The organism is Bradyrhizobium sp. AZCC 2289, assembly GCF_036924615.1.
In the GTDB taxonomy this organism is placed as follows: Bacteria; Pseudomonadota; Alphaproteobacteria; order Rhizobiales; family Xanthobacteraceae; genus Bradyrhizobium.
The window spans coordinates 7,271,564-7,296,494 of the sequence record NZ_JAZHRY010000001.1 but is presented as its reverse complement, the minus strand read 5'-3'; the positions used below and the strand labels follow the sequence as shown (position 1 = coordinate 7,296,494).

The following is a 24,931-nucleotide window of genomic DNA, read 5'->3' as shown; positions in this document are numbered from 1 at the left end:
TAGGGCAGATGGCAAGACCGCGCAGTTTCGATCCCGACGAGGCGCTGGACCTCGCGCGCGATGTGTTCTGGCAAAAAGGATTCCAGGGCACGTCGCTCGACGACATCACCGCGGCCACCGGGCTCGCCAAGCCGAGCCTCTATGCCGCCTTCGGTGACAAGAACGCGTTGTTCCTCAAGGTTCTGGAGCGCTATCATGCGCGCATCGTCGCCCATGCCGAAGGCATCATCAATGACGGCCCGTCGGCCCGCGACGCGGTTCACCGCTGGCTGACCGGCTTTGTACCGTTCTGTTCCGGCGTCAAGGGCAAGCGCGGATGCCTTTCGATCAATGCGTCGGCCGACGGCGCGGCCGAGCAAAAGGAAGTCCGCAAGCGGATCGAAAGCTTCAACCGGAAGCTGGAGGAACTGCTGCGAGAGCGGCTGCGCGCCGATCGCGCGCAATTCGCCGACGGCTTCGATCCGGACGCCACCGCGCATACGATCATGGCGGTCTATACCGGACTGATGGTGCTGGCCAAAGATGCGCCGGATGCGGCGCGCGTCCGTGCCACGCTTGATCAGGCCTTGAAACTGCTTGCTTGACAGCCCACCTCCATTATGTACTATGTAGTACATAACCGGGAGAATGGTCATGAAAGCGATCCAGATCGAGGCGTTCGGCAATCCGGCCGACGTGATGAAATTGGTCGACGTTCCCGATGTCGGAGCGCCCGGTGAAGGCGAGGTGGTGATCGCGCTGGAAGCCTCGCCCATTAACATGAGCGATCTCCTGATGATTTCCGGTCGGTACGGGTATCGGCCGAAGCTACCCAGCATCGTTGGAACGGAAGGGGTCGGCCGTGTCGTCGCGGTCGGTGGCGGCGTCACGCATCTGAAAGAAGGCGACCGGACGCTCGTACCCTATCCGTCCCCCGCATGGGCGGAACGGATCAAGGCGGACGGGAGCCGGCTACGGCCGCTTGCCGGCGGCGACATCCATCAACTTGCGATGCTCGGCATCAATCCCGCGACGGCCTATCTGCTGCTGACCGAATACGTCGCGCTGCCATCAGGTGCCTGGGTCATCCACAACAGCGCCAACTCAGGCGTTGGCCGGGCGCTGATCGCGATCGCGAAATCGCTTGGCCTGAAGACCGTCAATGTGGTCCGGCGCGAGGATGTTGTCGCCGAGATCAAGGCGATCGGCGGCGACGTCGTGCTGGTCGATGGACCGGATCTCGCCAAACGGGTTGCGGCCGAAACCGGCGGCGCACCCATTGCGCTCGCCGTCGATGGGGTTGCCGATACCGCGACGATGAACCTGCTGGGTTGTCTGGCGGCAAAGGGTGTTCTGGTGTTCTACAGTGCGATCAGCGGCAAGCCCTTCGTCGGCCCCGCGCTACCCCTGATATTCCACGACGTATCGATGCGCGGATTCTGGCTGGCCAATTGGTTCAACGCCGCCGCATCAGACAAGATCACCGCGATGTACGATCGCTTGACGCCGCTCGTCGCGTCGGGCGCGATCAGTTCACCGGTTGCCGGCACCTTCAGCTTCGGGCAAATCGCCGAAGCCGTGGCGGTGGCCTCAAAAAATCGCGGCAAGGCGCTTTTCACGCCTGGTTGAGACGGGCGGCTGCGAGCGATCAGGCGGCGCGCACCGAGTTGAGGAATTTGGAGACCTCAAGCTTGAGGCGGTTGCTTTCCACCGACAGCGACTGCGCCGCGGACAGCACCTGCGACGAGGCTGATCCGGTTTCGGTGGCGCCGCGCTGCACGTTGGAGATGTTGGAGCTTACTTCCGACGTGCCGAGCGCGGCATGCTGGATGTTGCGGGAGATCTCCTGCGTGGCGGCGCCCTGCTCTTCCACCGCCGCGGCGATAGTCGAGGAGATTTCCGACATGCGGCCGGGCATTTATCTATAGTTAGGTAATTTCTCGGCCCGTGAAATTACGGTCAGCAATGCAGGCGCTCGATCCGAAGCGAGACTCGGCTGTCAGCAGCTCGGGTCCGGAGTCGTATCAAAAGCGCCGGCGCGATCAGGCCGTCAACGGATTGACTAGCCGACAGATTCCGCCACGAGGCGAATCCTGAACACCGGCTTCTTGGCTTCGTCCAGAAGCTCCATCTGCCATTCGGCATTCTGCTTCAGGCTGCGCGAAATGCTGCCGAGAAGGTTGCCGCAGACCTTGGTCATCTCGGCCCAGGCCGCCTCGCGGCTCTCGAATTCGGATCCCTGATCGGACGCGCCTGCGTAGCGACCATGGCTGATCCGGAAAAAATACAGCGGCATGATTGGGCTCATATGTTAGGCCCCCTCCCGGCCTTTGTTGGCTGGTACGTTGGATCGGATTCGCTACCAAGCGATAAAGATGGCCATCCGTATGACTACGGCATGGCGACATCGCAGCGATCGGACCCGCAATTCGGCGCGTCGGCGCAGCGTCAGACCAGGTTCAACCGGGATGCATGCGGCTGGCGCGTGCGGCGCAGCCGCGCTGCGGAACTCAATCGGTCGAGCGACGCAATTCCGGGGCACTCTCCGGCTTCGCCGGCTCGGCCTTGGGTTCGGCTTTGACCGGCTCGAGTTTGGCGCTCTCGACCGGCGGCGTCTCCACCCGCGCCGATATTTCGGTGCGCGACGCGTCCGCCGAGCGGGTCGGATGCAACGAGCGCGGCCGGGCCACGGCGCGTGCCATCAGCATCTGCGCCGCGCCCTGGTGATGGAATTCGCAATAGGCGAAGCCCATGCCCGAAACCGATCCGCGGAAGGTGCTCTCGTCACGCTTGTCGAGATTGAAGCACGGCTCGAACGGAAGTCCCTTGAGCGACGCACACACGCTCTGGCCGCGGACCTGGAGCGTATTGCCGGGCAGGCGCACATGGCGGATCGGTCCGGATCCCGAGAACTGGATCGACCCCGCAGCCCCCATGTCATCGAGAATGCGGCCAGCGCCGCGGGTACCATCGAAGCAGGTGAAGGCGAACACCTTGCCGGACACAAACCTGCGCGCCTCATCGGCATTCATCATTCCGGCCAGCGCCGGCACAACCATCGCCCCGGCCGTGACGGCCCCCAACACCAAACGCGCAACCATGCCGCAACTCCAACTTGACCCAAGCGCGGGTATCCGCCCGAAGTTTCTTTACCCGCTGATTACCATACCAACCGTGTGGCAACATTGGAGCAGCTTGGTTGGTAAAGTCTGAACGCCGTCAGAGAATTTTTACCACGATTCGACCGCGGACCTGGCCGGCGAGAATTTGGGCACCGGCGGCAATGACCTGGTCCAAACCGATTTCATGAGTAATATCAGCTAGTTTTGCCCGATCCAAATCGCCGGCCAAGCGGCTCCAGGCGAGCTTGCGCCGCGGAAGCGGGCACATCACGGAATCGATGCCGAGAAGGCACACTCCGCGCAAAATGAACGGCGCCACCGAGGACGGCAGGTCCATGCCGGCGGCCAGGCCGCAGGCGGCGATGGCACCGCCATATTTCGTCATCGACAACAGGTTGGCGAGCGTGTTCGAGCCGACGCTGTCGATGCCACCCGCCCAGCGCTCCTTCGCCAGCGCCTTTGCGGGGGCCGACAGTTCGTTGCGATCGATCACCTCGGCCGCGCCGAGGCCTTTCAGGTAGTCCGCTTCCGACGGCCGCCCGGTGGAAGCGATGACGTGGTAGCCGAGTTTTGACAGCACCGCGGTCGCGACTGAGCCGACGCCGCCGGCAGCGCCGGTCACCACGACCGGACCGCTGTTCGGTGTCAGGCCGTGCTTCTCCAGCGCCAGCACCGACAGCATCGCGGTATAACCGGCGGTGCCGATCGCCATCGCATCGCGGGTCGAGATGTTCTCGGGCAGCCGCACCAGCCAATCGCCCTTGACGCGCGCCTTCTCGGCGTAGGCACCGAGATGGGTCTCGCCCATGCCCCAGCCGTTACAGACGACCTTGTCGCCGGCCTTCCACTGCGGATGGGTGGATTGTTCGACGGTGCCTGCGAAGTCGATGCCGGCGATCATCGGGAAGCGCCGCACCACCGGGGCCTTGCCGGTGACGGCGAGACCATCCTTGTAGTTCAGCGTCGACCACTCGACCCGCACCGTGACGTCGCCGTCCATCAATTCGGCTTCGTCGAACTGCGTGAGGGCGGCGGTGGTACCCTTTTCCGCCTTGTCGATCCGGATCGCCTTGAACGTTGCCACGATGAACTCTCCCCGAGATTTTGATCGGGGATGTTTAGAGCATGATCCGGAAAAGTGGAAACCGGTTTTCCGAAAAGATCATGCTCAAATAAGACCGCATCAGGCGGGTTGCGCAACCGGGCGCGGCACCGGCTGTTCGACGATCGGCAGGTTGATCAGCGCCGAGAGCGCGCCGAACAGCACCGACAGCCACCAGATCGGCGTGTAGGAGCCGAATTTCTCGAACACGATTCCGCCGAGCCACACCCCGAGGAAACCGCCAACCTGATGGCTGACGAAGGCAAAGCCATACAGTGTCGAGAACCAGCGGGTGCCGAACATCAGCGCCACCAGCGCCGAGGTCGGCGGCACCGTCGATAGCCACGTCAGGCCGGAGATCGCGCCGAACGCGATCGAGGAGAAGGTCGTAATCGGAAACGAGATGAAGGCGATGATCGACAGCGCACGCGTTAAATAAATCGCCGACAGGATGTAGCGCTTCGGAAAGACGTTCTGCAGCCAGCCGACGCCGAGCGAACCGACAATGTTGAACAGCCCGATCGCCGCGATCACCCAGCCGCCGGTTTGCGCGGACACGCCGCGATCGGACAGATAGGCCGGCAGATGCACCGTAATGAAAGCGAGCTGAAAGCCGCAGGTGAAGAAGCCGAGCACCAGCAGCACGTAAGAGCGGTGGCCGAACGCTTCCGCAAGCGCGGTCTTGAACGTCTGCTGGTCGGCGGCAGGCACGTTGGCCGATGTCTGGGCCGGTGTGGCAAGCGCGAGCGACAGCGGCACGATCAGCAGCATCAGGGCCGCAAACACCGTCAGCGCCGCCTGCCAGCCGAAATTGTCGATCATCGCCACGCCGAACGGCGCGAACAGGAATTGTCCGAACGAGCCCGCCGCGGTTCCGGCGCCGAGCGCAATACCGCGCTGCTGCGGCGGCAACAGCTTGCTGAACGCGGATAGCACCAGGTTGAACGAACAGCCCGACAGCCCGAAGCCGATCAGGACGCCGGCGCCGAAATCGAGCGACGAGCGGGGTCGCCGCATAACGCATCGTCAGCAGACCGCCGGCATAGAGCAGCGCACCGACGAGTATGACGCGCAAGGATCCGAAACGGTCGGCGATCGCGCCTGCGATCGGCTGGCCCAATCCCCACAACAGGTTTTGCAGGGCCAGCGCCAGACCGAACACGTCGCGGCCCCAGGTAAGCTCCCGGCCCATCGGCTGAATGAAGAAACCGAAGCTCGACCGCGGCCCGAAGCTCAGCAGCGCAATCGCGCAGCCGCAGATGATGATGACCAGCGGCGTACGCCAGGTGCCGGCGCCGGGGGAAGAACGAAGGTCGCCTGCCATAGCCATCTCAACTCCCCGTTGCCTTGCGCAGGACCTTTGGGTCCCTCGAATCGCTGGACGGAGTTAATGCATTTGCATGAAAAACCCAAGGGGCAGGCTGGAAAAATTGCGCTCGCAGGGCAGCCCTGCAGAATCGGCGAGAGCAATTCTGGAAACGGCGAGCAATCCACGCGCAGTTCGTCATTCCGGGGCGCGCAAAGCGCGAACCCGGAATCCCGAGGTTGACTTGCGAGTTCTACAATTTCGAGATTCCGGGTCTGGCCCTTCGGGCCATCCCGGAATGACGGCTAATTTACCGCCTGGCGCTGGCCTGCTCGGCCGAGCTTTGCGCGGCTTCCGCGAGTTCCGCGGAAATCTCTGCAGTCTGCGCGGCATTCCCCCAGCTCGGCGCATCGCTGCCGTCGCCCCAGGCGCGGGGCCGGTAGAAGGTGTGGACGCCGAATTTATACATCTTCTTCATTTCACTGACCCAAGACGGCCGCACCCAATAGGCGTGGTAGTGCGTCGACTTGTCGACCTCCGGCAGCCAGAGCTGGCCGTCGAGCATCGCTTTCGCGATCTTCCGGGCGCGGTCCCACATGTCGGGCTCGCGAATGACGTCGGGAGTGTTGTCGCAGGCGAAGGTGAATTGGCAGGCGAAGTGGCGGTGCTTGTTCTGGTAGACCACGCCGCACACCGTGTCCGGATATTTGCCGGAGAAGGCGCGGTTCATCACCACCTGGGCGACCGCAATCTGGCCGCGCACGGCTTCGCCGCGGGCTTCGAAATAGACGGCCTCAGCCAGGCACTTCTCCGACTTGGCGCGCGATTTCTCGTCGAACAGGCCGAGACGCTCGGCCGGCGTCTTGGCACGCTGGTTGTCGGCATTGACCTCGCCCTTCGGCGCGATGCTCTCGCCCATTTCGCCGGCTTTGACCGGCCCGTCGGCATCGACCGGCAACGACGCCATGATCTTCATGTCCGGATCAGGAAGCGCGTCCGGCGTCATGACGACAGGTTCTTCGCCGGGCCGCCAGCGTTCGATGCTTTCGGGCGAGCCGAGCGAGCTGCCGAAGAACAGGCTGGACGTCTTGAACGCGAAATTGTCGCGCGGCGGCGCGGCGCTGAGGGCTACGGCCGCTGCCTCCGGCTCCGGCTTGAGGTCGTCGAGCGGATTGGCCTCCAGCGACATCGACACATCATATTGCGGCAGCGGCGGCGCCGAGAGGGCTTCCTGCAGTTCCGGGTCGAGCGGCGCGCGTTCGGCCGCAGGCTGCACGGCCGCGGTCTTGGCGCCCCTCACCGACGCGTTGGACGTCGAGGGATCCGCGTTCGCGGGCGCGGCCTCGGCGGGCGCGGCCGTTTCCGCCGGCTGGGGCGATGCGACGACAAGACGATCGCCCTTCAGCGTGCGATCGACCTTGGGAAAATCAGATGCCTGGTAGCGCGGCGGCGGCGACGCCAGCGGATTGCGCGTCACAGAACCGGTGATGTCGATGCCCTGGTTGTCGAGGCTTGCCAGCCGGTAGGTCGCGGTTTGCGGCGTGGACGTTCCGATCGGCCGGCCGAAGCTGAAAGTGGCAACCTGGATGCTGTTGGCGGCGGAGAACACACGGCTCTGCCAGCGCTCGGCGACGCCAGGCTGCCGGGCCAGCAGTGACGCGATATCCTGATATCCGATCTCGGTCGGCATCAATGCGAAGACGCAAAGACCGAGACCGAAGGACGCAAACCGTGCGCCCCTCGGCTGGTTACGCAACACAAACATCGATACGCTCACGCAACGCTTACACAGCTACGATCGATCGGCAGTACATCCGTGCAATTCGATCTTTTTTGTTGGTATCGAATTTAGGTTGCCGGGGAGTTAATCGGCGTTGCACGCGCGCTACACTCAAGAGTTGACGGCGATTCCGCTCGTTTCATCGAAAGCGTTGGTAAACAGGCGCTCGATGAAAGTGGTAAATATCCGGTCAACGAAAATGATGAAGAAATTTTCGAAGTTCCCCTGTGACTACGGGGGGAGCGTGGCTGCGCCAAACAATTGTCGATCGAAGTTCAGGACAGTAGTTCCACCGTCATTGCGAGCCAACGGGTCGCGCGCATGCGCGCCCGATGACAGGCTCCGCGAAGCAATCCATCTAACCCCGGACCCAGTATGGATTGCTTCGCCGCGGAGTTTATCATCGGGCCCGCCGGAGGCGGGACCCGTTGGCTCCTCGCAATGACGGGAACTCCATCGTCATAGCCGGGCGTCGCTTTCGCTCGCGTGTGCCCAGCCATCCACGCCTTCTCTTCGACGCATGCCCAAAATCGTGGATGCCCGGGACAAGCCCGGGCATGACGACGTCTATTTTGATTTTCAGCGCAGAATAAGAAACTACGCCTGGCTGGCGACCGTCTTGCCGAGGGCGGCTTGCGCCGCGGCGAGGCGGGCGATCGGCACGCGGTAGGGCGAGCACGAGACGTAGTCGAGCCCGATTTCGTGGCAGAACGCGACGGAGGCAGGATCACCGCCATGCTCGCCACAAATGCCGACCTTGAGGTTGGGCCGCGTCTTGCGGCCGCGCGTGACACCGATCCTGACCAGTTCACCGACGCCATCGCGATCGACCGAGATGAAGGGATCGATCTCCAGAATTCCCTTGGCGACATAGGTGCCAAGGAAGCTCGCGGCGTCGTCGCGGCTGATGCCGTAGGTGGTCTGCGTCAGGTCGTTGGTGCCGAAGGAGAAGAACTCGGCGGTTTGGGCGACGTCGCCGGCCATCAGGCAGGCGCGCGGCAGCTCGATCATGGTTCCGACCTGATAGCTGAGCTTCTTGCCGGTTTCCTTCATCACCGACTGCGCGGTGGCGTCGATCCGCGCCTTGACCAGATCGAATTCCGCCTTGGTCGCGATCAGCGGCACCATCACCTCGAGGCCGACGGCCTTGTTGGTGCGTTTTTCCGCTTCGATCGCGGCCTCGAAGATCGCGCGGGCCTGCATCTCGGCGATCTCCGGGTAGGCGATCGCAAGACGGCAGCCGCGGAAGCCGAGCATCGGGTTGAACTCGGCGAGATCGCGGGCGCGATCGGCGAGCTTGCGCGGATCGGTGTTCATCGCGCGCGCGACTTCCTCGATCTCGGCCTGCGTATGCGGCAGGAACTCATGCAAGGGCGGATCGAGCAGGCGAATGGTGACCGGCAGGCCCTTCATGATCTCGAACAGCTCGACGAAATCCGCGCGCTGCATCGGCAGCAGCTTTGACAGCGCCGCGCGGCGCGACTGTTCGTCCTCGGAAAGGATCATCTCGCGCACGGTGCGGATGCGGGTTTCCTCGAAGAACATGTGCTCGGTGCGGCACAGCCCGATGCCTTCGGCGCCGAACTTGACCGCGGTGCGCGCGTCATCGGGCGTGTCGCCGTTGACGCGGACGCCGAGCTTGCGGACGGCATCGGCCCAGCCCATCAGCGTGCCGAACTCGCCCGACAGTTCCGGCTCGATCATCGGCATCCGCCCGGACAGCACCTGGCCGACCGAGCCGTCGATGGTGATGACGTCGCCGGTCTTGAAGGTGCGCGAACCGATGCTCATGGTGCCGCGGCCGTAATCGACGCGGATGGTGCCGCAGCCGGAGACGCAGGGCTTGCCCATGCCGCGCGCGACCACCGCGGCATGCGAGGTCATGCCGCCGCGCGTAGTCAGGATGCCTTCGGCGGCGTGCATGCCGTGAATGTCTTCCGGGCTGGTCTCGATGCGCACCAGGACCACCTTGCGGCCGTCGGCCTGCAGCTTGGCGGCTTCATCGGAGGAGAACACGATTTCACCGGAGGCGGCGCCCGGCGAGGCCGGCAGGCCGGTGGCGATAACGTCGCGCTTCGCCGCGGGATCGATGGTCGGGTGCAGCAATTGATCCAGCGAAGCCGGATCGATCCGCATCACCGCATCCTTCTTGGAGATCAGGCCCTCATTGGCGAGTTCGACCGCGATGCGCAGTGCAGCTTTCGCGGTGCGCTTGCCGCCGCGGGTCTGCAGCATCCACAATTTGCCCTGCTCGACCGTGAATTCCATGTCCTGCATGTCGCGGTAGTGCTTTTCGAGCAACGTGTAGATCCGCGTCAGTTCCTTGAACGCCTCGGGCATCGCGCTTTCCATCGATGCCTTGTCGGAACCGGATTCCTTGCGCGCGTCTTCGGTGATGTCCTGCGGCGTGCGGATGCCCGCCACCACGTCCTCGCCCTGCGCGTTGATCAGGAATTCGCCGTACAGTTTGCTCTCGCCGGTCGAGGGATTGCGCGTGAACGCAACGCCGGTCGCCGAGGTCTCGCCCATATTGCCGAACACCATGGCCTGCACGTTGACCGCGGTGCCCCAGGATTCCGGAATGTCGTGCAGACGGCGGTAGGTCACCGCGCGCGCGTTCATCCATGACGAAAATACCGCCCCGATCGCGCCCCACAATTGCGCGTGCGGATCCTGCGGGAAATCCTGGCCGGTCTCGCGCGCCACCGCGTCCTTGTACTGACCGACCAGTTGGACCCAGTCGTCGCCGGTGAGATCGGTATCGAGCGCGTAGCCCTGGCTGTCCTTGAAGGTGTCGAGGATGTCCTCGAAATGATGGTGCTCGAAGCCGAGCACGACGTCCGAATACATCGTGATGAAGCGGCGATAGCTGTCGTAGGCGAAGCGGCGGTCGCCGGACAATTCGGCGAGCGCTTCGACGGTCTGGTCGTTGAGGCCGAGATTGAGCACGGTGTCCATCATGCCCGGCATCGAGGCCCGGCCGCCGGAGCGGACCGACACCAAAAGCGGATTCCTGGAATCGCCGAACGCTTTGCCGGTCAGCTTGCCGACATGATCCAGCGCCTTTTCGACCTGCGCCTTCAATTCCTTCGGATAGGATTTGTCGTGCGCATAAAAGTAGGTGCAGACCGAGGTCGGAATGGTGAAGCCGGGAGGCACCGGCAGACCGAGATTGGCCATTTCGGCGAGATTGGCGCCCTTGCCGCCGAGCAGATCGCGCAGGCCCGCCTGCCCTTCAGCCTTGCCGTCACCGAAGGTGTAGACCCATTTTCCGGCCTTTACCGCCGATATCGCGGGCTTGCTGGCGGAGACCTTCGCAGGGGGCTTCCCAGGCGCCTTGGCAACCGGCTTGGGGGCCGCTTTGGGCGCCGGCTTGGCCGGGCCCTTCTTCAACGCCTTGCGGGCCGGCGACGCGGCCTTGGCTCGCGCGGATGGCTTTGATTTCGCTGCGATTTTCTCGACGGTTTTCTCGACGGTTTTCTTGGACTTCGCGACGGCTTTGGCCATGGCAGACAACAATCCGAAAAGAGGGGGAGAAGATGCGCGCCTTACACCACTTTGAGGGGGTCCGCGCAAGCCGCGAAACCCGCCTTTCCTGCGCTACAGGTGAAACATCTTGAGCACGCCGAGACCGACCAGACCGACGAAGATCAGATAGATAGCTACGATGAAATTGAGTAGCCGCGGCATCAGCAAGATCAAGATACCCGCGATCAGTGCGACGATGGCGGGAACGTGCGCAGCGGTAATGGTCATTCAAATGCCTCCGGCGGATCTGGTGGAAAATCGAATCGAGGGCCGCAACTTACCCGCTGGCGAGGTTCCGGAATAGGAGACGCTTGTGGCGTCCATGGGTTCCGGCTCCGGAAAAATTGTCAGGAAGATCGATCAAGAAAACTGCCGGGAAAAGCCACCAAGAAAACTGCAATAAAAACAGCAAGAAACCTGCCCAGAAAAATGCCCGAAATTGCCGCGTATGCGGCCGCGCTTTTTCGGAACAATGCCGCGCGCGATGAATTGGCTCGCATTGTGCGCCAACCGGCGCGCTCCCCCCGCGAAGGAGTTGAGCATGCGGAACAGGATACTTGCCATTGCAGCGATCGCAACCGCGATCAGTACACCGATCGCCGCGCAGGCCCAGAGCACCGTGGGCGTCGTTCGCGGCGGCACGGTTATCGTCGACGACAACGAGGGCATCGCGGTCGATCAGCGCCCGGCCTTCCGTGAATACATCGTGCGCGAACGGGTTCCGAACTACACCATTCCGGATCGCGTGATCGTCGGCGGCGTGCTGCCGGAAACCGGCGTCACCTATTACGACGTGCCGCAGACCTTCGGCGTCACGCCCTATCGCTACACCGTGGTGAATGGCCAGACCGTGCTGGTCGAACCGCGTTCGCGTCGCATCGTTCAGGTGGTCGAGTAGTCTCGATCATCTGAACGATTGGTCCGGGCGCCGCGCAAGCGGATATGCGCGAGTTCCGACCGGACATGAAAGCCCCGTCCGGCTTCCCCTCCGGGCGGGGCTTTTCATTGCATATCGTGTTCCGGACGCGATGCAGCGTGAAACGCTGCTTTGCTGCGCCGGGACCCACGCTGATGGACCCCGGATCAGCAGCGCATCACGTCGCAAGCCATAGCGCGTCGAAGACGCGCGTAAACGCGCTAATGGCACTGCGCAGCATCCGGGGAACGAAAATCCGGAGCGAAGCAGAACCCATCAATCGCGGTTCTGCAAACCCGGCTTCTTCACCACCAGGCGGTGAATCTTTTTGCCGGATGAGGCGCTGACCACCTCTTCGTCGAGGAATGGCGTGCCATCAGGCAATTCGGTGCGCACGAGCGCCGCGTCAAACGCGGCATAGAACCGGCCATCGCCGTCGCGAATGTCGCACTTATCGGTGACACGCCAGCTCAGATAGAGCACGCCGCTCGGCTTGACGATGTCGAGCAGCCGGCGGACGGCAGGGCCGATCTGCGCACAGCCGAGATGCATGATCACGGTTTCGCAGAGCACGTTGTCATAGGCATCGGCGGCGATGCCCTGAAGTTTCGGCAATTCCGCGTGCGCAAAGTTCAGATCTGGATATCGCGCGCGCGCCTCGGCCAGCAGTCCATCCGAGGCGTCGAAGCCGACGGCCGGAAAACCGTTCGCATTGAGCCAGGCCACCTCGCGGCCGGAGCCGCAACCGATATCGGCGGTGCAGCCGCCCCGGATGAAGAACCGCTCGACGGTTTCCTGCAGATCGATCGGCGCTGGCTGCGCATGCCAATCCTTCGCGAACGTTGCCGCATCATGATCGTAGGAGGCAAGCGTCTGGCGATCCATGGCTTAACCTTCGATCTTCGAAAAATCCGCCACCGCGCGCGTCGCCGCGCGGATCTCATTGAGCAATCTTAGCCGATTCTCGCGCACCTTTGGATCGTCATCGTTGACCTTGACCTTGTCAAAGAAGGCGTCGACCGCCGGCCGCAACTTGGCCATCGCGCTCATCGCGGCGGCATAGTCCTCTTTTGCTACGGCAGCGCCAGCTTCACTCTTCACCTGATCGATCGCTTTCGCCAGCGCTTTTTCTTCGTCGAGGGCGTAGAGCGACACATCCGGCACACCATCAAAGCTGCGCTTGTCCTTCTTCTCCTCGATCCCGAGGATATTGTTCGCGCGCTTCGTGCCGGCGAGCAGGTTCTTGCCGTCGTCGGTATCGAGGAATTTGCCGAGCGCTTCGACGCGACGGACCACCATCAGCAGATCGTCCTGACCGCCCAACGCAAACACCGCGTCCACCAAATCATGGCGTGCGCCCTGATCGCGCAATTGGACTTTGAGACGGTCGGCGAAGAAGACGAGAAGGTTCGAAGCGAGCCCTTCCATCGCAAGCCGAACAAATTGCTCTTCATTCAAGCTCCGCGTAGCGACGGCGACGGCTGAATGCCTAGCTTCGTCGCGAACATGCGGCACACTCTCAAACATGAAGGGAGCGGAGACAGCATCAAGATGTCTCAATCGTCGCTCAAACTCACGGTAGGCCGACGCTCTGGCGTCGTACTGATCACTATCATCTTCCGTACTTAAGTCGGGGTTTCCAATTTGATCCATTCCGACTTCTTCGCCGTGCCGATCAATAAAGCCGTCACTATTCAAGAAAAGCAGATGTCGCGGGTCATCCCATGACTCAGAGGGGCGATCGTCCACCTGAGGATTCCAACCCCGCCCAAGCAAAGGATAGCCGAGTTCAGGGCGGAAGCTGTAATAAACCACCAAAGTAAGCGCTTTGTAGAACAGCTCCGACAGCGAGATACGCGAGTTGTTAGTGAGTGTTAATCTTATCACGCCCAACGCCGCCCTGCGGAGCGCATACGGATCCTTCGATCCCGTAGGCTTTTCGTCAATCGCCCAGAAGCCGACGAGCGTGTCGATCTTGTCCGCCAGCGCGACGGCAACACTCACCGGATCGGTCGGCACACGATCTGCCGGTCCCTGCGGCTTGTAATGCTCCTCGCTCGCAGCGGCGACAGAGGCGTCCTCGCCCTGCGCCAGCGCGTAGTATTTGCCCATCAAGCCCTGCAGCTCCGGGAATTCGCCGACCACTTCGGTCAGCAAATCCGCCTTCGCCAGATGCGCCGCGCGTTTTGCCTTCTCGACATCGGCGCCGACCAGCGGCGCGATCTCGGCCGCCAGCCGTTCGATGCGCTTGATGCGCTCACCCTGCGTCCCCAGCTTCTCGTGAAACACGATTCCGTCGAACTTCGGCAGCCGGGCTTCCAGCTTCGTCTTCAGGTCTGTCTCATAGAAAAACTTCGCATCGCTCAACCGCGCACGGATCACACGCTCGTTGCCGGCAACAATCGCCTTGCCGCCGTCGCTCGCCTCGATATTGGCAGTGAGGACGAATTTGTTGGTCAGCTTCCCCGTCTTGGGATCCCTGACCACGAAGCATTTCTGGTTGTTGCGGATGGTGGCGCGGATCACCTCGCCCGGGATCGACAGGAATTCCGGGTCGAACGAGCCCATCAACACGACGGGCCATTCGACGAGGCCCGAGACCTCATCCAGCAACCCCTGATCCTCGACCAGTTCGAACCCCTGCGCAAACGCCAACTGCCTGGCGTCGGTAACGATGGTGTCCTTGCGGCGCTCCGGATCGAGCACAACCTTGGCATCCAGCAGCTTCGCCTCGTAATCCTCAAAACGGCGCACGGAGATCGCGGCCGGCGCCATGAAGCGGTGGCCATAGGTAGTCTGGCCCGCTTCGATGCCGGCAACGTCGAATTTCACCACGTCGGGCTCTTCGGTCTCGAGGCCGAACGTCGCGATGATGGAGTGCAGCGGCCGCACCCAGCTCAGCGCACCCGATTTCGCCGAGCGCTCGCCCCAGCGCATCGATTTCGGCCACGGGAAGGTTCTGACAATCACCGGCAGCATGTCGGCCAGCACGTCGAGCGTGGCGCGGCCGGGCTTTTCGATCAGCGCGATATAGAAATCGCCCTTCTTGGGATCGGTCTGGATCTTGGCCTCGCTGAGCGAGGCAAGGCCGGTGGCTTTCAAAAAGCCCTGGATCGCCGCATCGGCTCCGCCGACGCGCGGTCCGCGGCGCTCCTCCTTGAGGTCGGATTGCCGCGCGGGAACACCGTGCACGGTCAGCGTCAGCCGCCGCGGCGTCGCGAACGCCTTGGCGCCTTCATAGACCAGCCCTTCGGCCACCAGCTTGTCGGTGACCATGCGGCGCAGATCGTTCGCCGCCTTCGCCTGCATGCGCGCGGGGATTTCTTCGGAAAACAGCTCTAACAGCAGATCGGGCATCAGACCGCCCTGCCCGCTTCGGTGTGAATCCAGGCTTCACCGCAGGCCTTTGCCAGTTCGCGCACGCGCATGATGTAGCTTGCCCGTTCCGTTACCGAGATCACGCCGCGGGCATCGAGCAAGTTGAAAACATGGCTCGCCTTGATGCACTGGTCATAGGCCGGCAGCGCCATCAAATGTTCTTTCTGGTTGCTTCCCTCGCGCCATCCGGCGGCGAGATATTTCTTGCAGGCCTCTTCCGCCATCTTGAACTGCTCGAACAGCATCGTCGTGTCGGCATATTCAAAATTGTGCCGGGAATATTCCTGCTCGGCCTGCAGGAAGACGTCGCCATAGGTCACCTTGTCGGCGCCGTCGCGGCCGTTGAAATTGAGGTCGTAGACGCGGTCGACGCCCTGCACATACATCGCAAGCCGTTCGAGCCCGTAGGTGAGTTCGCCCGCGACCGGCGCGCATTCGACGCCCGCGACCTGCTGGAAGTACGTGAACTGCGACACTTCCATGCCGTCGCACCAGCACTCCCAGCCCAGGCCCCACGCGCCCAGCGTCGGGCTTTCCCAGTCGTCCTCGACGAAGCGGATGTCGTGCAGCGCGGAGTCGATCCCGATCGCGACCAGCGACTTCAAGTACAGATCCTGAAGGTTCGGCGGCGACGGCTTCATGATGACCTGAAACTGGTAGTAGTGCTGCAGGCGGTTGGGGTTTTCGCCGTAACGGCCGTCCTTCGGCCGGCGCGACGGCTGCACATAGGCGGCATTCCATTGCTTCGGCCCCAGCGCGCGCAGCGTCGTCGCCGGATGAAAGGTGCCCGCGCCCATTTCCATGTCGTAAGGCTGCAGGATCACGCAGCCCTGATCGGCCCAGAACCGCTGCAGGGCAAGAATGAAACCCTGGAACGAGCGTTCCGGGCGCATATGAGCGGGTATGGCGTCCATCGTCAGAATCGGTCTCGCGAGGGGTTTTGAAGCGCGCGGGACCGTATCGGCGGGGGGACAGGGAATCAAGGCGATGCCGGCCCCCTTTCCTCATGGTGAGGAGCGCATCTTGCGCGTCTCGAACCATAAGGCCCGGAGATCGCGGCCATCCTTCCTTCGAGACGCGGGCTTGCGCCCGCTCCTCAGGATGAAGGGTCGCTAACCCGGGCGATAGGCGCCGGTGACGGGGTCGCGCCGTAGCGTCGGGATATCGCCGGAACGGGCGGCTTCGGCCACGCGGGCCAGGCGCGCTTCTTCCAGCTCCCTGTTGATCCTGACGGCGGTCTTATAGGCCCAGCGGACCACGGCCAGCCCACCCAGGGCGCCGGCGAATGCGATCAACGGTGGCATCGGTCGATCCTTGTCGTTCACGTCGGTCGGACCCCCATGACGGTATTCTCGCGCAAGCCGGCCCGCGCCGCAATTGGCCTTTTGGGGCTAAATGGCGCGGGGTGCCGGCCCTTAAAACCCGAATTTCGCCCAAATCGCTCGGGTTTCGAGGGCGGAAATCAGCTCGTCCGGCAGGCCCGAAAGCCCGTCCAGCGACGCCAGCGTTCCAGCGCCAGCCGATCTGCGGCCGAGAAGCCCGGCCAGCATCCCGCTGGCGGGCGCGATCACCGGCGTCAGCACCTTGTCGCCGTAGCGGGCGCGCAGCGTCGAGCGCAGGTCGCCGATGGCATCCGCCAGACCCATGGAGACCGAGGTTTCACCCGCCCAATATTCGCCGGTGAACAGGGTATCGTCGGCGCCCTTGAGGCGGCTGCCCCGGCTTTTCTTCACCAGCGCGATAAAGATGGCGTGGATCTCGCGCTGAAGCGCTTTTACGCGCGAGACATCATCGGGGTTCTCCGGCAGGAACGGATCGAGCATCGCCTTGTGTTCGCCGGCCGTATAGAGCCGCCGCTCCACGCCGATCCGCTTGATCAGATCCTGAAATCCAAAACTGCCGCCGACCACGCCGATCGAACCCAGGATCGAAGACGGGTCGCAAAATATCTCGTCGCCGGCGCAGGCGATCATGTAGCCGCCGGATGCCGCGACGTCCTCGACGAACACCAGCACCGGCAAATTCTTTTCCGCGGCGAGTTGCCTGATCCGCAAATAGATCTGGCGCGATTGCACCGGCGAGCCGCCGGGCGAATTGATCACCAGCGCCACCGCCTTGGCATTCCTGACCCCGAAAGCGCGTTCGAGCGTCTTGGCAACGCCCGCCAGCGACATGCCCGGCCGCAACGGCGTCACCGCGCCGATCACGCCGGACAGCCGGACCACGGGCACCACCGCGGCGCCGCGCCGGAATTTCGCCGGAACGAATTCCTTCAGCCGCTCGAGGAGGCCCGGCATCACGCCGCGATCACGTGTTTGTTCACTCATGCCGTTACCTCGAATTAACCATTTTTTATCACCCCAATGTCATTGGAGAGCTGGAACGCCTTTTGCATTGCTGTGGTCAAGGCTGCAATGGCGCAGCGGAGAGTGACATGAAAATCTATCTCCTGATAATGCTGATCGGCACCATTTTGGCCGCGGTTCACTTCACTTCCACGCCCGATCGGCAGTCAGAAACACTCCCGCAATAGTTGCCTGCTCAAAGCCTGGGCGATCGGGCCGTCCTCACGGCATCGCCAGCGGTAATATTCCCTTCCCGGCCAGAACCTCCTGCACCTGTTTATTGGGCAGGCCTGACTCATCATTGAGCAGCAGGGCTGCCCGGATTTGCGTCGGCGCACGTCCGCCCTTAACGGCGCGAATCAAAACGCGGATCGCCGGCGCCGTCACGTCGGCGTGAACGGGCAATATCTGCAGACTGCCAAAGCCCCGTTCGAGCGCCGCCAGCACCTCGGCGATCCCGTCGGCCCGCCAGATCAGCGTCAGCATGCCCTTGGGCTTGAGGAGGCGTCGCGCCGCATGGATCCAGTTTTCGAGCGTGGTCGCGCTCGCCACATGCGCCGTTTCGCGCGCCTTGTCCGGTGAAATGCGATGCCGCGCGGGATCGTTGAACGGCGGATTCATCAGCACGGCATCGACGCTGTCGGGCCGAAGGCCAGCTGCGGCGAATGCCCCGGCCGCCGATTCGACATCGAGCACGATCACCTCGGCCGCGATCGCGTTGGCCGCCGCGTTCTCGCGCGCGAGTGACGCCAGCGTCGCATCGATCTCGACCAGCACGAGATCGACGTCAGTCACGCGTTTGGCGACCGCAAGTCCGGCGGCGCCGACGCCGGCGCCGAAATCGGCTACGCGATCGCCCGGACGCGCCGGCGTCGCCGACGCCAGCAGCATGGCGTCGTGACCGGCACGATGCCCCGATTTCAGTTGCCGCAGCCGCAATTGTCCGCCGAGAAATCCATCCTCGGTGACATCGAGGCCCGGAGCCTTATCGGTTCTGATTAGATCAGAACCGGGCTCCGCATTGTTTTTTTGACGCGTTTTCTTCACGCGAACCGGTGCCCACTTTGCTCGAAAACGCTCTGTCTCAATCATCGGCCCGCAATTCGTGGGCGAGGCCCGCATCGGCCAGCAGCTGGCGCGCCTCGCGGTTATCATCCTCGTGGACCAGGATGCGGCGCGGCAGGACCCCCAGCGACCCTTCGATGATGCTCATATTCTGGTCCAGCACCAAATGATGGATATTGGCGCCGTCGAGCAGCGCGCCGACGGCGGAAACCAGCACGATATCGTTGGTCCGAACCAATTCCCGCAATTTACGTTCTCCTTTGCCGGCCCGGTGCAGGGGCCGGGCGGGCCATGTCAACCGCTTCGAGCCCTTGCCGCTTTGGTGCGCAGTTTCTATTGTTATACCCAAGGATAGTGCCGATTGGGCAAATGTGGAGACCAGCGTGGCGGTTATTGTACCCTTCGAAAGCCCATCGAACGCCTCAATAGATGCGCTGGTCACCCTTGTCGCCGCCGACATGGAGCGCGTCAACGCCACCATCCTGTCGCGGACCGGGTCCGAGGTGACCATGATTCCCGAGGTCGCCAACCACCTGATTTCCTCCGGGGGCAAGCGTCTGCGCCCGATGCTGACGCTGGCGATGGCCAACCTCACGGGCTATTCCGGCGACGGCCATATCAAGTTAGCTGCCTCCGTCGAATTCATGCACACCGCCACCCTGCTGCATGACGACGTGGTCGACGAAAGCGAGCTGCGCCGCGGAAAACTGTCGGCGCGGATGCTGTGGGGCAATGAGGCCAGCGTGCTGGTCGGCGATTTCCTGCTCGGCCAGGCCTTCCGCATGATGGTCGAGGTCGGCTCGCTGCGCGCGCTCGACATCCTCTCTGCCGCTGCCGCCACCATCGCCGAAGGCGAAGTGATGCAGCTCGCCGCCGCCAAGAACACTCAAACCACCGAGGACGAATATCTCGCCGTGATCCGCGGCAAGACCGCCGAGTTGTTCGCCGCCGCCTGCGAGGTCGGTCCGGTGATCGCCAATCGGCCGAAGGCCGAGCAGACCGCATGCCGCTCGGTCGGCATGAATCTCGGCATCGCGTTCCAGCTCGTCGACGACGTGCTGGACTATGGCGGCAAGGCCGCCAAGCTCGGCAAGAACATCGGCGACGATTTCCGCGAGGGCAAGATCACGCTGCCGGTGGTGCTGGCGTTCCGCCGCGGCAATGACAGCGAGCGCAAGTTCTGGATCAAGGCGCTGGAGCGCGGCGAGATCGGCGGTGGCGACCTCGACCACGCCATCGGCCTGATGACCAAGCACCGCGCGCTCGAGGATACGATCAGCCGCGCCCAGCATTACGGCGCGATGGCCGTCGATGCGCTGGCGCTGTTTCCGGCTTCCCCGATGAAGACCGCGCTGGAGCAGGTCGTGGCGTTCTGTTTGGCGAGATCGCACTAGACAATAGAGATCGTCATCCCCCGCGAATGCGGGGGATCCAGTACGCCGCGGCTTCTCGGTAAAATCGCCAAGGTCTCTGGAATACTGGGTCACCCGCGTTCGCGGGTGACGACAGCGCGAAGCCTAGCTCAACGTCCCCGCATGCACCCACCATCCGGGGTGATCGCGCCGGATTTTGTCCGCCGCGCGGCCGGCGTCGGCGGTGTTCTCATAAATCGCAAAACAGGTCGCACCCGAACCGGACATCCGCGCCAGCCACGCCCCGTTGCTGGCCGATAGCGCCGAGATCACTTCGCCGATCACGGGCTGAATGCGCATCGCCGGCGCCTCCAGGTCGTTGGAACTGGCCGCAAGCACTTCGACCCAGTCTTCGACCGATGCGCCGGCTTCCGGCCAGGCGGTGCCCCGGAGAATGTCCGTGGCGCCGACCAATAGCTCGCCATTGCGCAAGCCCAGCGCGGCGAACACGTCCTTGGTCGCCACGGGAACGCGCGGATTGACCATCACGCATGGCAGGATCGGCAGGCTCAGCGGCAACAGGGTCTCGCCGACGCCGGTCATGTCGCAGGCGTGGGAGGCGAGGCAAACCGGCACGTCGGCGCCGGTCGCAAGCCCGACCTGGAGCAACCGTTCGTCGTCGAGCGCGAGGCCATTGAGTTGCGCGAGCAACCGCAGCGCCGCCGCGGCGTCGGCCGAGCCGCCACCGATACCGGCCGCGACCGGCAGCAGCTTGTCGAGGGTGAAACTGCCGACCTTCAGATCCGGCACGCGCTGCCCAAGCAGCCGCGCCGCCTTGAGCACGAGATTGTCGGATGTTTCGCCGCAGGCGCCAGCCAGCGGTCCCGACATGTTCAACCCAAGTTCGGAGCCGGGCGTCAATGTCAGGCGATCGGCGCAGTCGGCAAATGCCACCACGCTTTCGATGTCGTGATAGCCGTCAACGCGCCGCCCGACCACCCGCAGCGTCAGGTTGACCTTGGCACGCCCCTCCGCAATCAGCGCCGGCATTGACGAAGCCCCGAGCCCTTCGATCAGCCGCCCTTGCCGTCTTCTTTTTTCTTGTCGGCGGAAGCGGCCGAAGAAGAGGTGTCCTCCGGCAGGCCGTTCTCGATCTTGGCTTCGATCTTCGGCAGTTCTTCCGGTTCGGGCTTGAGGTCGCGGGCATGGGCCCACTGGAATTTCGCTTCCAGCGTGCGGCCGATGCGCCAATAGGCGTCGCCGAGATGATCGTTGATGGTGGGATCTTCGGGCTTGAGATCAATCGCGCGCTCGAGATTCTTCACCGCGTCTTCGTAATTGCCGATGCGGTAATAGGCCCAGCCGAGCGAGTCCACGATGTAGCCGTCGTCAGGACGCTGATCGACGGCACGCTTGATCATCTTCATGCCTTCGTCGAGATTGATGCCCTGATCGATCCAGGAATAGCCGAGATAGTTCAGCACATGCGGCTGCTCGGGCTGCATGTCGAGCGCCTTGCGCATGTCGGCTTCCGCCTTGCTCCACTGCTTGGAGCGCTCCTCGCAGATACCGCGATAATAATAGGTCACCCAGGCGTTCTTGTCGCCGCCGCTCGCCGGCATCACATCGATGGCCCGGGAATAGGTCGTGGCGCAATCGCCAAACTTCTTGCGGCCGCGCTCGATATTGCCGAGCGCCATGATGGCTTCGATGTCCTTGGAGTCTTCGGTGGTGACTTCCTTGAGGATCTTGATCGCCTCGTCGCTGCGGTCGGCGGCGTCGAGATTGGTGGCAAGCTGGATCTGCGCATTGCGCTTCAGCGGCGAATTGGCCGGCATGCGCTCATAGACCTTGATCGCCATCGCCGGCTTCTTCACCGACTCATAGAGATCGGCGAGCGAGAGCAGCGCCAGCGAATGATTGGGCTGCAGATACAGCGCTAGCTGGAGATAGACCAGCGCCAGATCCTCGCCGCCGCGGCGGGTCAGCGTCGCGCCGATGCCGTACAGCGCCTCGGCGGCGCCGGCCTGTGCCGTATCGATCAGCGGCGACAGTTTCTTGCCGGCCTTGGCCTCGCGCATGCCTTCCAGCACGAGCGGATGCCGCGGCAGCTTCTTGTCGAATGCCTCGTAGACGCCGGTTGCAGCCGCCGCATCCTTGTTGCGCGTCAGCCAGCGGGCATATTCGTCGGACACGCGCAGCATGGAATCATCGAGCTTGTAGGCGCGCTCGAAGCGCGTACCGGCGTCCTTCTCCTTGCCCGAGAGCTCGAGGATCATGCCGGCGTGCAGATCCTTGAAGATCGGATACCATTCCGGACCCGTCAGCTTGTCGATATTGGCGACCGCCGCCTTGGCGTCGCCGGCGCCGTAGCTGGCCCAGCCCGACAGCAGCGTCGCGACCAGATCGGTGATCGGTCCGCGGATCGACTGATTGATGTTGAGCTGAGCAGTCGAATATTTCTTCAGCTTGAGATCGCGCACGCCGACGACCAGCCGGGCGACGCGATTGGATTTGTCCAGCGTCAGGATGCGGTCGGCGAGCTTGACAGCCTCGTCGATGTCGCCGTCCGCCAGCGAGGAGATGAAGGCTCGGTCGAGCAGTTCGTTGTTCTTCGGATCGGTGCGAAGCGCCGAGCGATAGAACGCCGCCGCCGAATTGGAGTCGCGTTCGACGCTGGCGTGACGGGCCGCCAGATAGCTGCCGGAGGTGGTCAACCCCTTCAGATCGATCTTGCTCGGGAACTGCGCCGAGTTGTCGCCGGTATGCTCCGGCGTCTGCGCCAAAAGCGAGCCCGGGACGGCCAGCGCGGCGACGGTAAAGGCGGCGATCGTCCAGCGATTGAAACGAGTGGAAATCATCACGGTTCGCCTAGCTCCAGGATTTTACGGATCTTCTCGAATGCGAACCCAAGCGGCGGCATCAAGGTCCGCGACAATGCCGCTTTTGGCGTTGAACCGCAAGGATACGGGCGGCGAATCGATTGGCAGATACCGCCTTCAGGCCGCCGATTTTGCCCGCACCATCCGGAAACGCTTTCAGTGTGGCGGTATCGTGACCGGGCCGTCAGAAGGGTATTCCGGCGCCTGTTTTGGCGCGCTTTGCCAGTGCGAACCGGTGTTCAACCCGCTCCAAAACGATATCCGACCCGCCGCCGGTTCACGCAATCGTGGTCACATCGCCTCGTAATTGGGCCCGCCGCCGCCTTCCGGCGGAACCCAGGTAATGTTGCCGTTCGGGTCCTTCACGTCGCAGGTTTTGCAGTGGACGCAGTTCTGGGCGTTGATCTGGAAACGGGGACCTGCTGGTTCCTCGACCCATTCATAAACCCCGGCCGGGCAATAACGGTTGGACGGACCGGCATAGACGTCGTGCTCGGAACTCTTCTGCAGGTTCATGTCGGCGACCTTGAGATGAACCGGCTGATCCTCTTCATGATTCGTGTTGGACAGGAACACTGACGAAAGCTTGTCGAACGATATCTTGCCGTCCGGCTTCGGGTAGGCGATCGGCGTGTGGGTCTTCGCCGGATCCAGCGTCTTGCGGTCAGGTTTTGCGTGCGACAGAGTTCCGAACAGCGAGAAGCCCAGCGTGTTACACCACATGTCGAAACCGGAGAGCACCATTCCGAACATTGTGCCGAACTTCGACAACATCGGTTTCGCATTGCGAACCCGGTGCAGATCCTTGCCGATAGCGGAACCGCGCCAGGCGTTCTCGTAATCGACCAGTTCATCATTAGCGCGGCCGGCGCCCAGCGCTGCTGCAACATGCTCGGCGGCGAGCATGCCGCTGCCCATCGCGTTGTGCACGCCCTTGATGCGCGGCACGTTCACAAATCCAGCCGCACAGCCGACCAGTGCACCGCCCGGAAAAGTCAGCCGGGGCACCGACTGGTAGCCGCCCTCGGTGATGGCACGCGCGCCGTAGGCGAGTCGCTTGCCGCCCTCGAACACGGTACGAATCGAGGGATGGGTCTTGAAGCGCTGGAATTCGTCGAACGGCGACAGATACGGATCGTCGTAGTTCAGATGCACCACGAAGCCGACCGCGACCTTGTTGTCATCGTAGTGATAGAGGAAGGAGCCGCCGCCGGTCGAATCGTTCAGCGGCCAACCCAACGTGTGCTGGACCAGACCCTTCTGGTGCTTGGCGGGATCGATCTCCCAGACTTCCTTCAACCCGATGCCGAACTTCGCCGGCTCACTCTTGGCGTCGAGCGAGAATTTCGCGATCAACTGCTTGGAGAGGCTGCCGCGCGCGCCCTCGGCGAACAAAGTGTATTTGCCGAGCAGTTCCATGCCACGGGTGTAGGAATCCTTGTGGCTGCCGTCCTTGGCGATGCCCATGTCGCCGGTCGCAATGCCGCGAACCGCGCCCTTGTCATCGTAGAGCACCTCGGCCGCGGCAAAGCCCGGATAGATTTCGACACCAAGCGCCTCCGCCTTCGGCGCCAGCCAGCGGCAGACATTGCCGAGCGAGCCGATATAGCAATGATGATTGTTCATCAGCGGCGGCATCATGAAGTTGGGCAGCCGAAATGCGCCGCGCGCCGTCGCCCAGTAGAAGCGGTCGTCCTTGACCTGCGTCTTCAGCGGACAGTCGGCATCCTCGCGCCAGTCGGGAACGAGTTTGTCGAGCGAGACCGGATCGATCACCGCACCCGAGAGGATATGTGCGCCGACTTCGGAACCCTTCTCCACCACCACGATGTTGAGATCGGCATTGAGCTGCTTCAGCCGGATCGCGGCAGACAGGCCTGACGGCCCGGCGCCGACGATCACGACGTCGAATTCCACGAACTCACGCGGCGGTAGTTCTTCGGTGCTCATGATCTGGTCTCAGCCCGGTTGAGAACGGCTCCAAGGTTTGTTTCTTTCCGATTTTTGCGGCAAGGACAACCATGGAAATGGCATCTGAGGCGTTTCGTAGCCGGCCGATCCATCCTGGAGCCTCGGTTCTGATTAGATCAGAACCGAGGCTCCAGGTTTTTGTTTTGACGCGTTTTCTTGACGCGAACCGGTATCCACTTCGCTCGAAAACGCTATAGATTGGCAT

22 protein-coding genes and 2 pseudogenes are annotated in these 24,931 nt (G+C 62.9%); 5 read left to right on the top strand and 19 right to left on the bottom strand.

The genetic code is table 11. The features are described from left to right. Positions 1-8 precede the first annotated feature (8 nt). Positions 9-584, top strand: coding sequence for a TetR/AcrR family transcriptional regulator (locus tag V1289_RS34635; protein ID WP_334402835.1), 576 nt, complete (start codon positions 9-11; stop codon positions 582-584). Positions 585-633: 49 nt separating this feature from the next. Further along, entirely contained in the window at positions 634-1,608 is a 975-nt protein-coding gene (locus V1289_RS34630) for a zinc-dependent alcohol dehydrogenase family protein (protein ID WP_334402833.1), read from the top strand. A 19-nt stretch (positions 1,609-1,627) separates the two neighbouring features. On the opposite strand, the pseudogene V1289_RS34625 reads toward V1289_RS34630, so the two are convergent. The 9 genes and pseudogenes from V1289_RS34625 to V1289_RS34585 form a co-directional block, all read right to left on the bottom strand. Next, positions 1,628-1,891: pseudogene (locus tag V1289_RS34625) on the bottom strand (methyl-accepting chemotaxis protein); the annotation flags it as partial. Positions 1,892-2,041: 150 nt separating this feature from the next. Then, the gene (locus tag V1289_RS34620; protein WP_334402831.1) at positions 2,042-2,275 is read right to left on the bottom strand and encodes a DUF6894 family protein; all 234 of its coding nucleotides are present in this window, start codon (positions 2,273-2,275) and stop codon (positions 2,042-2,044) included. 214 nt (positions 2,276-2,489) lie between these two features. Further along, entirely contained in the window at positions 2,490-3,080 is a 591-nt protein-coding gene (locus V1289_RS34615) for a hypothetical protein (protein ID WP_334402829.1), read from the bottom strand. Between the two features lie 118 nt (positions 3,081-3,198). Further along, the gene (gene acuI, locus V1289_RS34610; protein WP_334402827.1) at positions 3,199-4,185 is read right to left on the bottom strand and encodes an acrylyl-CoA reductase (NADPH); all 987 of its coding nucleotides are present in this window, start codon (positions 4,183-4,185) and stop codon (positions 3,199-3,201) included. 99 nt (positions 4,186-4,284) lie between these two features. Then, positions 4,285-5,533 (bottom strand): annotated as a pseudogene (locus V1289_RS34605) (MFS transporter). Between the two features lie 286 nt (positions 5,534-5,819). Then, positions 5,820-7,274 (bottom strand): cell wall hydrolase, encoded by a 1,455-nt coding sequence (locus V1289_RS34600; RefSeq protein WP_334402825.1) that lies wholly within the window; start codon positions 7,272-7,274, stop codon positions 5,820-5,822. Positions 7,275-7,886: 612 nt separating this feature from the next. Continuing rightward, positions 7,887-10,796 carry a pyruvate, phosphate dikinase gene (ppdK, locus tag V1289_RS34595; protein ID WP_334402823.1) on the bottom strand — a complete coding sequence of 970 codons (2,910 nt, stop codon included), beginning with the start codon at positions 10,794-10,796 and terminating at the stop codon, positions 7,887-7,889. 93 nt (positions 10,797-10,889) lie between these two features. After that, positions 10,890-11,045: a DUF3096 domain-containing protein gene (locus V1289_RS34590; RefSeq protein ID WP_309183095.1), complete on the bottom strand. Its 156-nt coding sequence runs from the start codon at positions 11,043-11,045 to the stop codon at positions 10,890-10,892. Between the two features lie 132 nt (positions 11,046-11,177). Then, complete coding sequence (locus V1289_RS34585) at positions 11,178-11,381, bottom strand: hypothetical protein (RefSeq protein ID WP_334402821.1); 204 nt, start codon at positions 11,379-11,381, stop codon at positions 11,178-11,180. On the opposite strand from V1289_RS34585, the gene V1289_RS34580 reads away from it, so the two are divergent. Further along, positions 11,359-11,715 carry a DUF1236 domain-containing protein gene (locus V1289_RS34580; RefSeq protein WP_334402819.1) on the top strand — a complete coding sequence of 119 codons (357 nt, stop codon included), beginning with the start codon at positions 11,359-11,361 and terminating at the stop codon, positions 11,713-11,715. The two genes, V1289_RS34585 and V1289_RS34580, sit on opposite strands and share 23 nt — an antisense overlap. Before the next feature lie 294 nt (positions 11,716-12,009). Here V1289_RS34580 and V1289_RS34575 read toward each other — a convergent pair whose 3' ends face one another. From V1289_RS34575 to V1289_RS34545, 7 genes are all read right to left on the bottom strand, one after another. Further along, positions 12,010-12,618, bottom strand: a complete 609-nt coding sequence (locus V1289_RS34575; RefSeq protein WP_334402818.1) for a class I SAM-dependent methyltransferase — start codon at positions 12,616-12,618, stop codon at positions 12,010-12,012. 3 nt (positions 12,619-12,621) lie between these two features. Continuing rightward, complete coding sequence (gene glyS, locus V1289_RS34570) at positions 12,622-15,090, bottom strand: glycine--tRNA ligase subunit beta (RefSeq protein ID WP_334402816.1); 2,469 nt, start codon at positions 15,088-15,090, stop codon at positions 12,622-12,624. Then, positions 15,090-16,025 carry a glycine--tRNA ligase subunit alpha gene (locus tag V1289_RS34565; RefSeq protein WP_334402814.1) on the bottom strand — a complete coding sequence of 312 codons (936 nt, stop codon included), beginning with the start codon at positions 16,023-16,025 and terminating at the stop codon, positions 15,090-15,092. The genes glyS and V1289_RS34565 overlap by 1 nt, the downstream gene beginning before the upstream one ends. A gap of 198 nt (positions 16,026-16,223) precedes the next feature. Further along, positions 16,224-16,415 (bottom strand): hypothetical protein, encoded by a 192-nt coding sequence (locus tag V1289_RS34560; protein WP_074279761.1) that lies wholly within the window; start codon positions 16,413-16,415, stop codon positions 16,224-16,226. A 111-nt stretch (positions 16,416-16,526) separates the two neighbouring features. Beyond that, the gene (locus tag V1289_RS34555) at positions 16,527-17,438 is read right to left on the bottom strand and encodes a S49 family peptidase (protein WP_334402812.1); all 912 of its coding nucleotides are present in this window, start codon (positions 17,436-17,438) and stop codon (positions 16,527-16,529) included. Positions 17,439-17,678: 240 nt separating this feature from the next. Further along, positions 17,679-18,455: a tRNA1(Val) (adenine(37)-N6)-methyltransferase gene (locus tag V1289_RS34550; RefSeq protein WP_334407795.1), complete on the bottom strand. Its 777-nt coding sequence runs from the start codon at positions 18,453-18,455 to the stop codon at positions 17,679-17,681. A gap of 85 nt (positions 18,456-18,540) precedes the next feature. Further along, positions 18,541-18,768 (bottom strand): putative signal transducing protein, encoded by a 228-nt coding sequence (locus tag V1289_RS34545; protein ID WP_334402811.1) that lies wholly within the window; start codon positions 18,766-18,768, stop codon positions 18,541-18,543. A gap of 136 nt (positions 18,769-18,904) precedes the next feature. Here V1289_RS34545 and V1289_RS34540 point away from each other — a divergent pair, with 136 nt between their 5' ends. Continuing rightward, complete coding sequence (locus V1289_RS34540) at positions 18,905-19,915, top strand: polyprenyl synthetase family protein (RefSeq protein WP_309183088.1); 1,011 nt, start codon at positions 18,905-18,907, stop codon at positions 19,913-19,915. A 123-nt stretch (positions 19,916-20,038) separates the two neighbouring features. Here V1289_RS34540 and V1289_RS34535 read toward each other — a convergent pair whose 3' ends face one another. After that, positions 20,039-20,923, bottom strand: a complete 885-nt coding sequence (locus V1289_RS34535; protein WP_334402808.1) for a 4-(cytidine 5'-diphospho)-2-C-methyl-D-erythritol kinase — start codon at positions 20,921-20,923, stop codon at positions 20,039-20,041. Positions 20,924-20,946: 23 nt separating this feature from the next. Then, on the bottom strand, positions 20,947-22,734 hold the full coding sequence (locus tag V1289_RS34530; protein WP_334402806.1) for a tetratricopeptide repeat protein: 1,788 nt from the start codon (positions 22,732-22,734) through the stop codon (positions 20,947-20,949). Here V1289_RS34530 and V1289_RS34525 point away from each other — a divergent pair. Beyond that, entirely contained in the window at positions 22,724-23,062 is a 339-nt protein-coding gene (locus V1289_RS34525) for a hypothetical protein (RefSeq protein WP_334402803.1), read from the top strand. The genes V1289_RS34530 and V1289_RS34525 overlap by 11 nt on opposite strands. Here V1289_RS34525 and V1289_RS34520 read toward each other — a convergent pair. Next, positions 23,047-24,705: an electron transfer flavoprotein-ubiquinone oxidoreductase gene (locus V1289_RS34520; RefSeq protein ID WP_334402800.1), complete on the bottom strand. Its 1,659-nt coding sequence runs from the start codon at positions 24,703-24,705 to the stop codon at positions 23,047-23,049. The two genes, V1289_RS34525 and V1289_RS34520, sit on opposite strands and share 16 nt — an antisense overlap. Between the last annotated feature and the right edge of the window lie 226 nt (positions 24,706-24,931).